Here is a 13361-nt window from a genome sequence, read left to right as displayed (position 1 = left end):
AAGAACGCTGGGAAGAACGAAGAACTGGAAGCCACGATTAAGCAACTGCAAGAAGATAACAAAGCCGCCGCTGCCAAGTACCAAAACGATCTAGCCGCTAAGGAAAAAGGCTTTAAGATCGAAGGTGCTCTGCGCGACGCTAAGGCCAAGAACGTTAAAGCCGTACTCTCTTTGATCGACACGGAAAAGGTTAGCGTGCAAAAAGACGGGACCCTGGATGGTTTGACCGACCAGATCGAGGCAGTCAAGAAGTCCGACAGCTATTTGTTTAACGCTGAGAATGCCGGCCAACCAATTAAGTTTGGTGGCAACTTTGGCAATGGCGATAACAACAATGGCGCTGGCAAGGACAACATTGCCTCCTGGATTGCTGCACGCTTTATAGGAACGAGTTAAGAAAATTCCAATACAGAGTGCGACATTAACGTCTTGCGGTTGTGTTGGCGTCTGCTAAATTTCAATCCACGCACTCCATTACAGAGTGCGACATCGGCCGCCATGACGATTTGCTTGTTTTTGTCATTTCAATCCACGCACTCCATTACAGAGTGCGACGTGGATACTGGTAAGCCGGTTCCGCTAATGCTATGGCAATTTCAATCCACGCACTCCATTACAGAGTGCGACCGTAGCTTGGATGGCGGCCGATCTCGTCGCGAGTAATTTCAATCCACGCACTCCATTACAGAGTGCGACTTGATCGATTTCTCGTCACGATAAATAAATGGTTGATTTCAATCCACGCACTCCATTACGGAGTGCGACGACCTGGTCGTCATCATCAAACGTAATTTTGGCGGATTTCAATCCACGCACTCCATTACAGAGTGCGACGCACGATGGCAGTGACTAGCAAAAATATGTAATAATTTCAATCCACGCACTCCATTACAGAGTGCGACCGGACTGAATCAGCCCGGGCTCAATTTAATGCCCAATTTCAATCCACGCACTCCATTACAGAGTGCGACCTTTTTTGAAAAATGTGTCAATATCTGACACGAAAAATTTCAATCCACGCACTCCATTACAGAGTGCGACGTTCTACCGGCAAATTAAATACATACTCAGTCATTATTTCAATCCACGCACTCCATTACAGAGTGCGACCAAGTCCGCCGGCAATGTACGTTGACGTAAACTGATTTCAATCCACGCACTCCATTACAGAGTGCGACCTTATCATAACTATTTGCTTTATCTGCATACAGAATTTCAATCCACGCACTCCATTACAGAGTGCGACGAAAGCAAAACACGGGCGGAAACGGACCAAGGACTGATTTCAATCCACGCACTCCATTACAGAGTGCGACTTGACTTGATCATTGATCAGACCGAGGCCGCGCTATTTCAATCCACGCACTCCATTACAGAGTGCGACAATGGTGTTATTACTGGTTGGATTACTAAGGATATTTCAATCCACGCACTCCATTACAGAGTGCGACGCTACCGCCGGATCCGGACGCGGTGGCTGATGGCATTTCAATCCACGCACTCCATTACAGAGTGCGACGTACTTTGCCAAGTACATGCGGGGTACAATTTCCATTTCAATCCACGCACTCCATTACAGAGTGCGACAGGCTTTGCGCATTCGGCAGTGTACTTAACCTCAAGCATTTCAATCCACGCACTCCATTACAGAGTGCGACCAGTAGATGTAGACACGGAAAATTGAAAGCAGGAACCATTTCAATCCACGCACTCCATTACAGAGTGCGACATCACGTTTGGGCGTTGTGTAATACCCGTGCATTATTTCAATCCACGCACTCCATTACAGAGTGCGACTCGCAAGCAGGGGCGTAGTGTCATGTTTGTGTCGACGATTTCAATCCACGCACTCCATTACAGAGTGCGACAAGAGCATACGGTAATCCTCGACGGAGGCTAAACGATTTCAATCCACGCACTCCATTACAGAGTGCGACTAGTCAATCCGCCCATCAGCCAACTTAATAAACGCATTTCAATCCACGCACTCCATTACAGAGTGCGACCGCAACATATAGTGGTTTATTCTGCTATATTACTAGTTGCGGCTAAAAATTTTTGCGCGATTCAAGTTCAACGACTTATTGTAAGACGATTTATAGCTTTTGTTGGTGCGAACCTACCGGGAAAAGTATGTTTACTTTAGGTTCGCACCAATGTCTTTACTAAAAAAGGAAGGTGGTACTATGCCTACCTTCCCTCACTTCGATCACACTATTATTTTTTCTCAGTTTGATCAACAGCTTCTTCGTCCTTAACCTTTTTCTTTGGTTTAATTTGCGTAACCCGGAACTCCTTGACATTCGAGTTTTCCATTTCAACCGGGATAAATGAGAAGTTTCCAACCCGTAAGGGATGATTTAACTTCAAACTATATTCTTCTTCTAGGAAGAAACCGTTTAAAGTTGCCACATCCAAATCTTCAAATTGCGGAATATCAACATCAAAGTAACGCTCGAAGTCCGCCAAATTGGTTTTCCCGGAGACCCGGTAAATCATATTTCCCCGCTCATCAGTACCATCTTTTTCGATCATGTCGCCATTAATATGGTCAATTTCTTCGCGTACATCACCGAACATTTCTTCATAAATGTCCTTATCCGTCACAATCCCCGAAGTTCCACCATACTCATCTTGAACTAAGCAAATCGGCGCTCCTTTACGCTCCATCTTCTTCAAAACATCTGTTAAGGCTTCACCTTCGTATACAGCTGGAATTTTTCGAATAATATCGCGAATAGAAGATTCAGAATCAATCTGGTTTTGACGCATAATGTCGTAGGCAAAAATGTATCCCACCACGTGATCCTTGTCATTATTGGCCACCACTGGATAGCGGGTAAACCGTTTGTTAAAGTACAATTGAACAGCATCCTTAATCTTAGCCGTTCGATCAATTACTTCTAATTGCGTCCGGTCAATCATAATATCTGCTGCTACCTTATCATTCATTTCAAAAGCCCGCCGCATGAATAGCACATCTTCTTCATCCATTACGCCGGCTTTTTCTGATTGCTTTGACAAGGTCATGATCTCATTTTGCGAATAAGTATCTTCTTCTGGTTGGACATTGAAACCCAGGGCCTTGGTCAAGGCTCCTGCAACTACCGCAAATAGCCATACGAACGGGTAAAAAATCCAGTGGAAGAACTGAATCGGGTGCACAATCGCCATCAGAATTTGGACCGGCCGGTCAATCGCCATGTTCTTTGGAACCAAGTCCGTGAAGACCGCATGGAAGAACGTAAAGATCAACACCCCAACAATTGGAGCAATAACTCGCCGGACGTCCGCTGGAATTACATCAACCATCATCAAAAGGTCAGTAATATAGGTATCCCCTAACCACCCTAAGATTAATGACGTCATTGTCACCCCAACTTGAGCAGTTGAAAGATATTCGGAGAGGTTGGCCACCATGTGCTCCGCTTTTTGGACCGTCTTTGTTTGTGGCAACTCTTGCAACTCACTTGGTCGAACCTTTACCACTGCATATTCAAGTAAAGTAAACAGGGCCGCCAATGCTAAAATCAAAACAATAATCAACAAACGTATCCAATAAGAATCTAACACGTATTCAACATCCTTTTCTCTTAAAATTTTTCACCCCTATTGTACCAAACCCCCTATCAGAAGGCGAGATCAAAGCCATCATTTTAGCATTTTTTCATCATTCATTCTGCAAGATTTGATCCAAACGGGCAAACAGCGCTTGGGCTAATTGTTGCCCCCCGTACGGACTAAGGTGCAAATTATCACCAAAATCACAATCAGCTGCCAAGTAACCAGCTTCATCTGCCAAACTTGACGTTACATCAACCGCATACGGTTGCGTCAAAAGCCACTGGTTTAACTCTGTTCGTAATAAATTAGCCCTTGCTTGGCCTGCCCCATAAGCAGCCTGCGAAGTGCGTTTAGGACCTAACGTTGGCACCAAAAGAGCACTACCGTTTTGCGCCACTAAGCGGTCTAATTCCATAAAACCGGTTTGAAGCTCCTTTATCGTCGGTAATGGTTGGCCTGCAAGCGGTGGAATCAATAAATCGTTGCCACCTGTTGAAGCAACCATTACCTTGGGACGCCAAGGCGAATGGGCGACCCGATGCAACAAACTGTCACCAAACGTTGCCAACAATGGTGTCGTTGCTGTAGCATCGCGCAAAAGCTGCGAACCTGAAATCGCCGTATTAATCAGTGCTACTTGATCTAAAAACTCAGTTAATAAGTGCCGTCCCACGGCCGCTGGCACCATCCCAGTTTCAATCAGTGAATCTCCCGCTAATTCAACCAAGGGGGCTTGTTTAGCCCGCCAAACTCGAAAACCAGCTAAATTAAACCAACTCTTCCGTTGCTGCCAACGCGCAGTTAATTGCGGCAACGCTGTACTCCGACCACTTAGCGCCGCATTTACCAGGCTTGGATCGTACGTACTGGCAACATCGACATAAGTTTGCGGCGTCGTTGCGCGTAAACAAAAGTATAACGGTTGTCTAGCCTCAACCTTAAACGCAATGGGGTCCATTCCAAGCGCTTGACCAGCCGGAATGATAAATGCGGTTTGTTGATCTTTGGTAATTCGAACCGCATCCTTAAACGCTGAATCCCGGCTTAACCAGAGCTCACTAAACGTTAGCGGATGGTTACCGTAACTGTTAGTTAGTAAAATTTGAATTGCTTCCCCACTTAAAAATGGTGTTAGCTTAACAATTTGCGTCAAAGCGGCATAGGTAAACGGTTGTGCTTGGCTGTTGTGTGGCGTTTGATAATAACTGATTTCCCACGGCATCTTGCATTCCTCCCAAACAAATTCTATATGTACAAAAGGAGGTTGGAATCTCCAACCCCCTCTTTTGTCGTTGATGACATTAATGTTGTTCTGTTAAGAGATCTAAAACATCCTCACGTGGAATGCCCACAAAATATTTGTTTAAGTCAACGTCTGCCAGAACCACTTTCATCGCTGCCGGCCGATAATCAACATCCTTCAACATCGTTTCTAATTCGTGAACATCGCCAGTTCCGAAGAAATCACCATAAACTTTGAGTTGACTGATCTTACCTTGTTCCACTAAGAAACGAGCATCAATCGTCCCAGCAGTAAAGTGCTTCCGCTTTTGAACCGTAAATTCAGGTGACTTACCGTAAACCCAATCATCGTTCTTGTACCATTTATTTTCAATTGCTTCAATCGCCTTGTCATCTTCCGGCGTTAGATGGTACTCGTTTTGACGAGCCTCTTCAATTGAATCGACCTTCATAATCCGCTTAATTAATTCATCACGGAATTGTTGTGTCGTCAGGTTTTGGAATTCTGGCTTCAAGTAAGGCATGATGTTAGTAACCCGGGAACGAACTGATTTGATCCCTTTAGATTCAATCTTGTCCTTCGGTACCCGCAAAGCTTCAGCTACAACATCCGTATTCACGTTATACATCAACGTCCCATGTGAGAAAGTCTTGCCATCGCGTGAGTACATTGCGTTACCTGAGAATTTCTTCCCATCAATCACAATATCATTTCGTCCGGTAACTTCTGCTCCTGTCGCTCCCATGTCATGGAGGGCATCCACAACAGGCTTAACCAGCTCCTTAAATTCCCCAAACTTAACTTGTTCAGATGGAACTACGAAGCTAAAGCATAAGTTCCCCATGTCTTGGTACATCGCACCCCCACCAGAAAGCCGCCGGGTAATCGTAACACCATGTTCTTCACAGTATTTTTGATTAATTTCTTCCAACGTATTCTGATTTCGACCAACAATGATACATGAGTCTTCAATATAGAAGAGCATAAATGGAACTTGCATGTGATCACTGTTCATCAAGTGCTGTTCCGTAGCCAAATTACGACGGATATCATTCGACGGCATTGCTAAATATTGCATCTTTCTCACTCTCTTTTTTCAAAATAATAGTCTTAGATGTTAGTTGGCATTCCTAAACCAACGTCAGCGGCGTCCATCATAATTTCAGACAATGATGGGTGCGCATGGATGGTCAAAGCCAAGTCTTCAACCGTATTGCCTGATTCAATTGCCAACGTCAATTCAGCAATCATGTTCGAAGCGTCAGCCCCAACAATTTGAGCCCCCACTAAGACACCAGTGTCCTTCATGAAGACCAAACGAGCAAAGCCTTCGGTTGCCTTCATGGAAACTGCCCGACCATTAGCAGTGAATGGGAACTTCGCCGTCTTAACGTCTAAGCCTTGTTCCTTGGCTTCTTCAGGACTTAAGCCAGTCGACGCAACTTCTGGATCCACGTAGCATACAGCTGGAATTGCATGGTAATCAACCACGGACGGTTGCCCGGAAATTGCTTCCGCTGCAATCTTGCCTTCGTAACTAGCTTTGTGAGCCAAAGCTGGGCCGGCTACAATGTCACCAATTGCGTAAATATGATCAACTGAAGTCTTACCTGAAGCATCAACCAGAATCAAGCCCCGCTTATCGGTCTCAATGCCAACTTGTTCCAAACCAATATTTTGCGTATTTGGCTTCCGACCAACGGAAACTAAAACGTAATCTGCATTGATCGTTTCCGCCTTACCGTTAACTTCATACGTTACATCAACGCTGTCACCATTATCCTTCGCTTCTTTAGCCATGGCATTCGTAACAACCTTAATGCCCTTGCTCTTAAAGTTCTTCAGTACCGGTGCCGTCAGTTCCTTGTCGTAATTACGCAAGATCCGGTCAGTACCTTCAATAATGGTAACTTCAGTCCCAAAGTTAGCATAAGCAGAGGCTAATTCACAACCAATGTAACCCCCACCAATCAGAACTAACTTCTTTGGTAACTTGTCCAATGCCAACGCGCCCGTTGAATCGATAATCCGGCCACCAAACTTGAAGCCAGGGATTTCAATTGGGTGACTCCCCGTCGCAATAATCAAGTTCTTGAAAGTATACGTTTGGGCATGGTCATCATTCATTACCCGAATGTTGTGGGCATCCTTAATGTAGGCCGTCCCCCGCAGTACTTCAATCTTGTTCTTCTTGAAAAGGTAAGCAACCCCATTCGTCATCCGTTGAACTACGCTTTGCTTGTAGCCTTGAACCTTGGCAAAGTCTAAGTTAACGTCCGCACTGATCCCTTGGTCTTCGTTGTCTAAACTAGTCCGGTAGTTGTGGGATACTTGAATGATTGCCTTGGATGGGATACAACCAACGTTCAAGCAGATCCCACCTAAAGTGTCTTCCTTTTCCACGACGGCTACCTTTTGCCCCAGTTCAGCGGCGTGAACGGCAGCAACGTAACCACCAGGGCCAGAACCAATGACAATCGTATCTAATTCAATCGGAAAGTCTCCTACAACCATTTAAATCATCCTTCCATTAACAACAATTCAGGGTCAGCCAACAATTCCTTCAGCCGGTTCATTGCCCGTTGAACCGTCCCACCATCAAGGATCCGGTGGTCAGCTGCCAACGAAAGCTTCAAGACCTTGGCAACCTTTACCAAGCCATCTTCAACAACTGGTTCTTCAGAAATCTTCCCCATCCCTAAGATAGCAACTTCTGGCCAGTTAATGATTGGTGTAAAGTGACCGCCACCGATGGAACCAATATTCGTAATTGACATCCCTGTGTTAGCCATGTCAGCACCACTCAGCTTACCATCCTTAGCCTTAGCCGTGTTTGCGGAAATTTCCTTTGCAATTGTAAACAGGCTCTTTTGATCAGCGTTCTTGATGTTTGGTACAAACAAACCGTTGTCCGTATCCGTGGCAATCCCAACGTTGATGTAGTCACGGTAGTGGATTTCCATGTTAGCCATGTCTACCTTAGCGTTAAATTCTGGGTATTCCTTCATGATAACGGCCAGAGCCTTTGTCATGTAAGCCATGAACGTCAGGTGAACATCGTGACTAGCGGCCAATTCCTTGTACTTCTTGCGGTGATCCCACATCTTGTCAACCACCACTTCGTCGAAGACATGAATCATTGGAATTTCGCTGACAGACTTAATCATTGCCTTAGCCGTAGCCTTCCGCACAGCTGACATCTTTTCAGCATGTTCTGGCCAGTCTGGGGCAGCAGCTGGCGCAGCCGTTGCTGTTGCCATCGTATTCGCAGCAGGCGTTGGCGTAGCAGCTGGAGCTGGCGCAGCGGCAACAGCGCCACCACCGTTCTTAAAGGCATCAATATCAGCCTTGAGAACTTGGCCGTGGTTACCAGTCCCGGCAACTTGAGCAATATCAACCCCTTGTTCGCGTGCGTACTTCCGTACCCCTGGCATGGCCAATACTGGTAAACTGTGATCAGCCTTTGCGACCGGAGCAGCTGGAGCTGGGGCTGGCGCAGCGGCCGGAGCTGGAGCTAGCGTGGCAGCTGGTTCAGGAGCTGGAGCTGGGGCTGGCGCAGCAGCTTCTTCAGCGCCTTCTTCAACATTTCCTTCCCCATCAGCAACTTCTAATTCAACCAAGACTTGCCCAACCGTAGCCGTTTCATCTGGTTGAACCAGAATCTTGGTAACCTTCCCGGTAACTGGGGAAGATAATTCTTCAACTGATTTATCGTTTTCGATTTGAACCAGATCGTCGTCCTTGTTAATGGTGTCACCTTCAGCAACGTGCCATTCACCGATGGTCCCTTCGGCCATCCCTTCACCAACGTCTGGTAACTTAAATTGGAACTTGCTACTCATTACTCTTTCACCTCGTTAGAAATTGACGGTGTCCTTGACAGCCTTTTCGATGTCTTCCGCATTTGGCAGCCACTGATCTTCGGCATCACTGAATGGGTATGGCGTGTCAGGAGCGCCAACAAACTTAATTGGAGCATCGAGGGAAAGGATTGCATCTTGAGAAATCAAGGAAGCAACTTGGTTCATTACGCCACCAGAACGTTGAGCTTCTTGAACCAAGACAACCTTTCCAGTCTTCTTAACCGTTGCCAGAATTGCTTCTTCATCCAATGGTGCAACTGTCCGCAAGTCCAGAACTTCGGCATTGATACCTTCAGCTGCCAACTTGTTAGCAACCTTCAGACTTTCTTGCAGCATGTAACCATAACTAATAATGGAAACATCCGTACCTTCACGCTTAACTTCTGCCTTGTCCAACGGAACCGTGTAAGCACCATCCGGAACTTCTTCACGCATGGAACGGTAAAGCTTCATGTGTTCCAGGAACATAACTGGGTCATCAGAACGAATGGCAGAAATCAGCAAACCTTTGGCATCGTAAGGACCTGATGGAATAACCACTTTCAGACCTGGCGTTTGTGCAGCTAACCCTTCCAAGTTATCGGAGTGCAGTTCCGGCGTGTGAACCCCACCACCAAATGGAGTCCGGATGGTAACTGGCATCTTCAACTTACCAGCCGTCCGGAAGCTTTCACGAGACATTTGGCCGGCGATTTGGTCAAAGGCTTCAAAAATAAAGCCCATGAATTGGATTTCTGGTACTGGACGCCAACCAGTAAAGGCTAACCCATTTGCCAGACCGATAATCCCAGATTCTGCCAATGGCGTATCAAAGACGCGGTCTTCACCGTGCTTTTCTTGCAAACCATCGGTAGCCCGGAAAACCCCACCGTTCTTACCAACGTCTTCACCGAAAACTAAAACTTTGTCATCACGGGCTAATTCTTCGTCCATGGCGTCCGTGATCGCCTTAACCATTGTTAATTTAGCCATGATTAGTTGCCCTCCTTAGCTTGGTATTCCTTAACCTGACGTTCAATTGCCGCTGGCGTTTCGTCAAAGGTTGCTTCAAGGAATTCAGAAACCTTTTGTACCGGTTGACTTTCAACAACTGCCATTGCCTTTTCGATTTCAGCTTCTACTTCATCTTTGTAGGCAGCTTCTTTTTCATCGTCCCAAAGGCCCTTGTTTTCCAAGAACTTCTTCATCCGAATCAGTGGATCCTTTGCAAACCATTCTTCTTCTTCAGACTTTTCACGGTAACGCTTTGGATCGTCCCCAGACAACGTGTGAGCCCCGAACCGGTAACAAATCGTTTCAATTAAGACAGGCCCGTTACCAGCCGCAATCCATTCACGTGCTTGCTTGGTAACTTCGTAAACAGCCAGGATATCCATCCCGTCAACCAGGACACTTGGAATCCCAGCCGCAACAGCCTTTTGAGCCAAGACAGGAGCTGCAGATTGAACATGACGTGGAACAGAGATCGCGTAACCGTTGTTTTGAACAACGAACAGTGCTGGTGCTTTGAAGGAACCAGCAAAGTTAATCCCTTCGTAGAAGTCACCTTGAGAAGTCCCACCATCACCAGTGTAGGTCCAGGCAACGTTCTTTGAGCCGCTCTTCTTCAAACCAAGGGCTGCCCCAGCGGTTTGAACGTATTGGGCCCCAATGATGATTTGAGGTGGCACCGCGTTTAAACCATCTGGGTAAACGTTCCCGTTAACGTGACCGATTGACCACATGAAGGCCTTTTCCATTGGTAAGCCATGCTTGATTAATTGCGGGATGTCCCGGTATGCCGTTAACAAGAAGTCACCCTTGTCCATTGCGGCACTCGTCCCCATTTGGCTGGCTTCTTCCCCAGCGGTTGGAGCGAAGAAGCCTAACCGACCTTGACGGTTGAGCTTCGTTGAACGGTCACCCAAAACCCGTGACCAAAGCATTTGCTTGTAAAGGTCAACATATTGGTCGTCAGATAAGTCTGGCATCAAGTCAGGGTTCACAACTTCCCCATCGTTGTTCAGTACTTGCAAAGTCTCGTATTCTGGTGTGTGCTTGAGACTTTCAAAGTCTAATTGTGTCATTATCAATGCCCTCCTTTATTTCGTTAGCGCTTACATATAATATAAATCTTTTTGAAATTAAGTCAATATTGTGTAAAAAAATACTTTCCCCAATTTGAGATTCTTCACAAAAATTGCCGCTTTTGTCAATTATCTATCACCGGTTTAATCATGTTCGCCTCTTTTTGACCGATAAATATGTTCACTAAATTTTTTTGGTTTTTTAACCAATGTTATCGCTTTCACAAATTTGAAAGTCGATATTGGCAAGGGAAATCGATTTATAGCCTGGTCTGTGATCTCACCGCGATCAAGTTTTCACGTAAGCTTAGCTTGGAAAAACACCCCCTTGACGGCTCTAAACCAGCTAAAAACCCGCAAATTTTATCTTCTTATCAGATAACTCCAAGCCAACTGCAAGGCAAACTGCCAGTTACTACCCCGCCAAACTAACGAGCCGCGCCAAGCTCTATCCACGAAATATACATCCGTTGGTCCAATTCGTTCATCACGAACGGGTGTTTAAAGCAACCACTATCCCCCATCTCTCAATCGCTACGCCCAAAGTTGACCAACTTCCAGAACACTTCCTACCCATCTAACACGATGACAAACCCTAGTTCCAGCCCCTTCAGTTGACCATTCGCAGTGACAACTTTAGTAAATAATTTACTGAAAGAAAAAAGACGGGGCACTGCCACCGTCTTAGTAAGGTCTCTTAGACTTTAATTGTAATTGCAATCAGTATGTTGGCTCTTAACCGACGCTGATGCCACCGTATCTAATTTGCTACCATCATTTGGTGTAAAGTAATACGATGGCCCATCAATCCCTTCATCGTAATCAATTTGTGCATCGAGCCCTTCAAAGAACCAGTAGTCAGCCGCTTGAACATAGAAGTGTAAGCCATCGACTTCCGTGTCAATCACCGGTTTGTTGGGATGGTCACACCGGGCCATCCCCGCCGAAAAGCCAGTATGGGCATTCGTTTCGCCATAGACTTTCCCAAAAAATTTGATGCCTTGACCCGGTTGAAGATGCATTTCTTCCTTAAACCACTGAATGATCCGGGGACTCAAATTCAACTTTGATAATGGTGCATTTCCTGCCATGATAAAATCTCTCCTCGCAATCGCTTTCAATTTGTAAGTTTAGAATAGCACACATTTAGCAAATGAAAAAGGATTTTGTTTAGGCCTCCCCTTCCCACTCGGCTAAAAAGCGCCTTACAAATTGGTGCATAAAAGTTTCCCGTTCAACAGCGATCGCCTGCGCGGTTTTGGTATTCAATAACCCTGCCAATTTAAAGAGCTTCTCAGAAAAATGGTTGATAATAGTCTCATTAGCTAAGTTCCGATACTCGGCCCGATCTAGGTGTTCCCGGGGAGATAGTTGAGGATCATATAGTTTTTCACGATGCTTGCCCCCATAATAAACTGCCCGGGCAATCCCAATGGCCCCTAATGCATCCAGCCAATCCGCATCCTGAACAATTTGGCCGGCCAATGACAGTTGGGGCCGCGAACCATCCAACGTATTGGCAAATGACATTTGCGTGATAATTTGCATGATTTCGGTTTGTTGGTCCGCCGAGAATTCTTGCTGACCCAGGAATTTTTCCACGGCCGCCTCAGCCGCCTGAACATCCGCAAAAAGTTTTTCGTCAATCGTGTCATGAAGATAAGCGGCCACGACTGGTAAGAAAGCATCAACCCCCTCCGCTTGGGCAATTTTTTTGGCTAAGCGGGCCACCCGCTTTAAATGATCCATGCCATGCCCGGTTGTATCGTGGCCAAGCTTTTCTTGCGCAAAGGCCTGCACGGCTTGCAGTTGTTGTTGCTGACTTAACATCGGTTGGTCCCTCATTTCTTAACTAAAAAGTACACGGTCCTAGCTGTTTAAGACTAGCAGACCGCACCAAATTTCACTCTAATTCACCTTTAGTATACCATTATATCGTGAAACTTGTGACTTGAACTCTCGGTTTACATTATGTTAAGTTGTTATATACGTTCTAAAAATCATTTGGAAAGCGAGGGTGTTAATATGCACTTAACCAAAGCATCAATGGAAGATCTGGCACGAATTGTGGAAGTCTTGGAAGACGGCAAAAATCAACTCGCAGAACGAGGGGTTGACCAATGGCAAGGTGAATATCCAAACATCAGCCAAGTAAAGGCCGACATTGAAAACGGGTTTGCCTACTTAGTCCACGCGGATGATCACGAGACCGTGGGCGTCTTTTCAATTTTGCCGGCACCGGATCACTCCTATGACGAATTGGATGGTGAGTGGCTTTTGGATACAGACCGTTATTTAACCATTCACCGGGTCGCAATTCACTCTGCTCACGCTGGTAATGGGTACGCTTCTGGCTTATTCAAGGATTTGATTGACCACATCAAAGTCCATCGCGAAGATATTCTATCGTTACGGATTGATACCCATGAAGATAACCAGGCCATGCAACATTTGATTGAAAAGTACGGTTTCAAACGGGTAGGGACCCTCCACGGGGTTTACCGGCCGGAAGAAACCAGTTACGTTTACGAGATGTTGACCCAACAATAAAGCAAAAGGTTCGCTTGCCATGAACTGGACCCTGTCAAGTGGAAAGTTGAATTATGTAAATGATTAGGCAGCTAG

At 45.9% G+C, this 13361-nt stretch carries 11 protein-coding genes and 1 CRISPR repeat array; of the genes, 2 read left to right on the top strand and 9 right to left on the bottom strand.

What is annotated here, in order from left to right; translation table 11 throughout:
• A partial coding sequence (locus FC43_RS11600; protein ID WP_420865139.1) for a phage scaffolding protein occupies positions 1-396 on the top strand: 396 nt, incomplete at its 5' end.
• A gap of 58 nt (positions 397-454) precedes the next feature.
• Positions 455-2006: a CRISPR direct-repeat array (repeat unit 34 nt; unit sequence ATTTCAATCCACGCACTCCATTACAGAGTGCGAC).
• Between the two features lie 211 nt (positions 2007-2217).
• Here the strand turns inward: FC43_RS11600 and FC43_RS06985 are convergent.
• From FC43_RS06985 to FC43_RS06945, 9 genes are all read right to left on the bottom strand, one after another.
• A complete protein-coding gene (locus tag FC43_RS06985; protein WP_235720467.1) occupies positions 2218-3573 on the bottom strand; it encodes a hemolysin family protein in 1356 nt (451 codons plus the stop codon).
• A 97-nt stretch (positions 3574-3670) separates the two neighbouring features.
• Positions 3671-4786 carry an SGNH/GDSL hydrolase family protein gene (locus FC43_RS06980; protein WP_056955170.1) on the bottom strand — a complete coding sequence of 372 codons (1116 nt, stop codon included), beginning with the start codon at positions 4784-4786 and terminating at the stop codon, positions 3671-3673.
• Between the two features lie 79 nt (positions 4787-4865).
• Complete coding sequence (locus FC43_RS06975) at positions 4866-5885, bottom strand: lipoate--protein ligase (protein WP_056955168.1); 1020 nt, start codon at positions 5883-5885, stop codon at positions 4866-4868.
• Positions 5886-5917: 32 nt separating this feature from the next.
• Complete coding sequence (gene lpdA, locus FC43_RS06970) at positions 5918-7321, bottom strand: dihydrolipoyl dehydrogenase (RefSeq protein ID WP_056955166.1); 1404 nt, start codon at positions 7319-7321, stop codon at positions 5918-5920.
• Between the two features lie 5 nt (positions 7322-7326).
• Complete coding sequence (locus FC43_RS06965; RefSeq protein WP_056955164.1) at positions 7327-8649, bottom strand: dihydrolipoamide acetyltransferase family protein; 1323 nt, start codon at positions 8647-8649, stop codon at positions 7327-7329.
• A gap of 15 nt (positions 8650-8664) precedes the next feature.
• Positions 8665-9642 (bottom strand): alpha-ketoacid dehydrogenase subunit beta, encoded by a 978-nt coding sequence (locus tag FC43_RS06960; protein ID WP_019205367.1) that lies wholly within the window; start codon positions 9640-9642, stop codon positions 8665-8667.
• Between the two features lie 2 nt (positions 9643-9644).
• Positions 9645-10736: a pyruvate dehydrogenase (acetyl-transferring) E1 component subunit alpha gene (gene pdhA, locus FC43_RS06955; protein WP_019205366.1), complete on the bottom strand. Its 1092-nt coding sequence runs from the start codon at positions 10734-10736 to the stop codon at positions 9645-9647.
• Between the two features lie 704 nt (positions 10737-11440).
• The gene (locus tag FC43_RS06950; RefSeq protein WP_019205365.1) at positions 11441-11827 is read right to left on the bottom strand and encodes a HesB/YadR/YfhF family protein; all 387 of its coding nucleotides are present in this window, start codon (positions 11825-11827) and stop codon (positions 11441-11443) included.
• Positions 11828-11906: 79 nt separating this feature from the next.
• A complete protein-coding gene (locus FC43_RS06945) occupies positions 11907-12566 on the bottom strand; it encodes an HD domain-containing protein (protein WP_019205364.1) in 660 nt (219 codons plus the stop codon).
• Between the two features lie 195 nt (positions 12567-12761).
• On the opposite strand from FC43_RS06945, the gene FC43_RS06940 reads away from it, so the two are divergent.
• Complete coding sequence (locus tag FC43_RS06940; RefSeq protein WP_019205363.1) at positions 12762-13286, top strand: GNAT family N-acetyltransferase; 525 nt, start codon at positions 12762-12764, stop codon at positions 13284-13286.
• Positions 13287-13361: the final 75 nt, after the last annotated feature.

Origin of the sequence: Limosilactobacillus ingluviei DSM 15946 (assembly GCF_001435775.1) — a bacterium.
Lineage (GTDB): Bacteria > Bacillota > Bacilli > Lactobacillales > Lactobacillaceae > Limosilactobacillus > Limosilactobacillus ingluviei.
This window is presented reverse-complemented; position numbering and strand designations above follow the sequence as displayed.

What these genes read in the sequence shown, in the direction of transcription:
- FC43_RS06950 (WP_019205365.1), bottom strand. Translation starts at nt 11,827, where the DNA reads ATGGCAGGAAATGCACCATTATCAAAGTTGAATTTGAGTCCCCGGATC.
- FC43_RS06960 (WP_019205367.1), bottom strand. Translation starts at nt 9,642, where the DNA reads ATGGCTAAATTAACAATGGTTAAGGCGATCACGGACGCCATGGACGAA.
- FC43_RS06940 (WP_019205363.1), top strand. Translation starts at nt 12,762, where the DNA reads ATGCACTTAACCAAAGCATCAATGGAAGATCTGGCACGAATTGTGGAA.
- FC43_RS06980 (WP_056955170.1), bottom strand. Translation starts at nt 4,786, where the DNA reads ATGCCGTGGGAAATCAGTTATTATCAAACGCCACACAACAGCCAAGCA.
- FC43_RS06945 (WP_019205364.1), bottom strand. Translation starts at nt 12,566, where the DNA reads ATGTTAAGTCAGCAACAACAACTGCAAGCCGTGCAGGCCTTTGCGCAA.
- lpdA (WP_056955166.1), bottom strand. Translation starts at nt 7,321, where the DNA reads ATGGTTGTAGGAGACTTTCCGATTGAATTAGATACGATTGTCATTGGT.
- pdhA (WP_019205366.1), bottom strand. Translation starts at nt 10,736, where the DNA reads ATGACACAATTAGACTTTGAAAGTCTCAAGCACACACCAGAATACGAG.
- FC43_RS06975 (WP_056955168.1), bottom strand. Translation starts at nt 5,885, where the DNA reads ATGCAATATTTAGCAATGCCGTCGAATGATATCCGTCGTAATTTGGCT.
- FC43_RS06965 (WP_056955164.1), bottom strand. Translation starts at nt 8,649, where the DNA reads ATGAGTAGCAAGTTCCAATTTAAGTTACCAGACGTTGGTGAAGGGATG.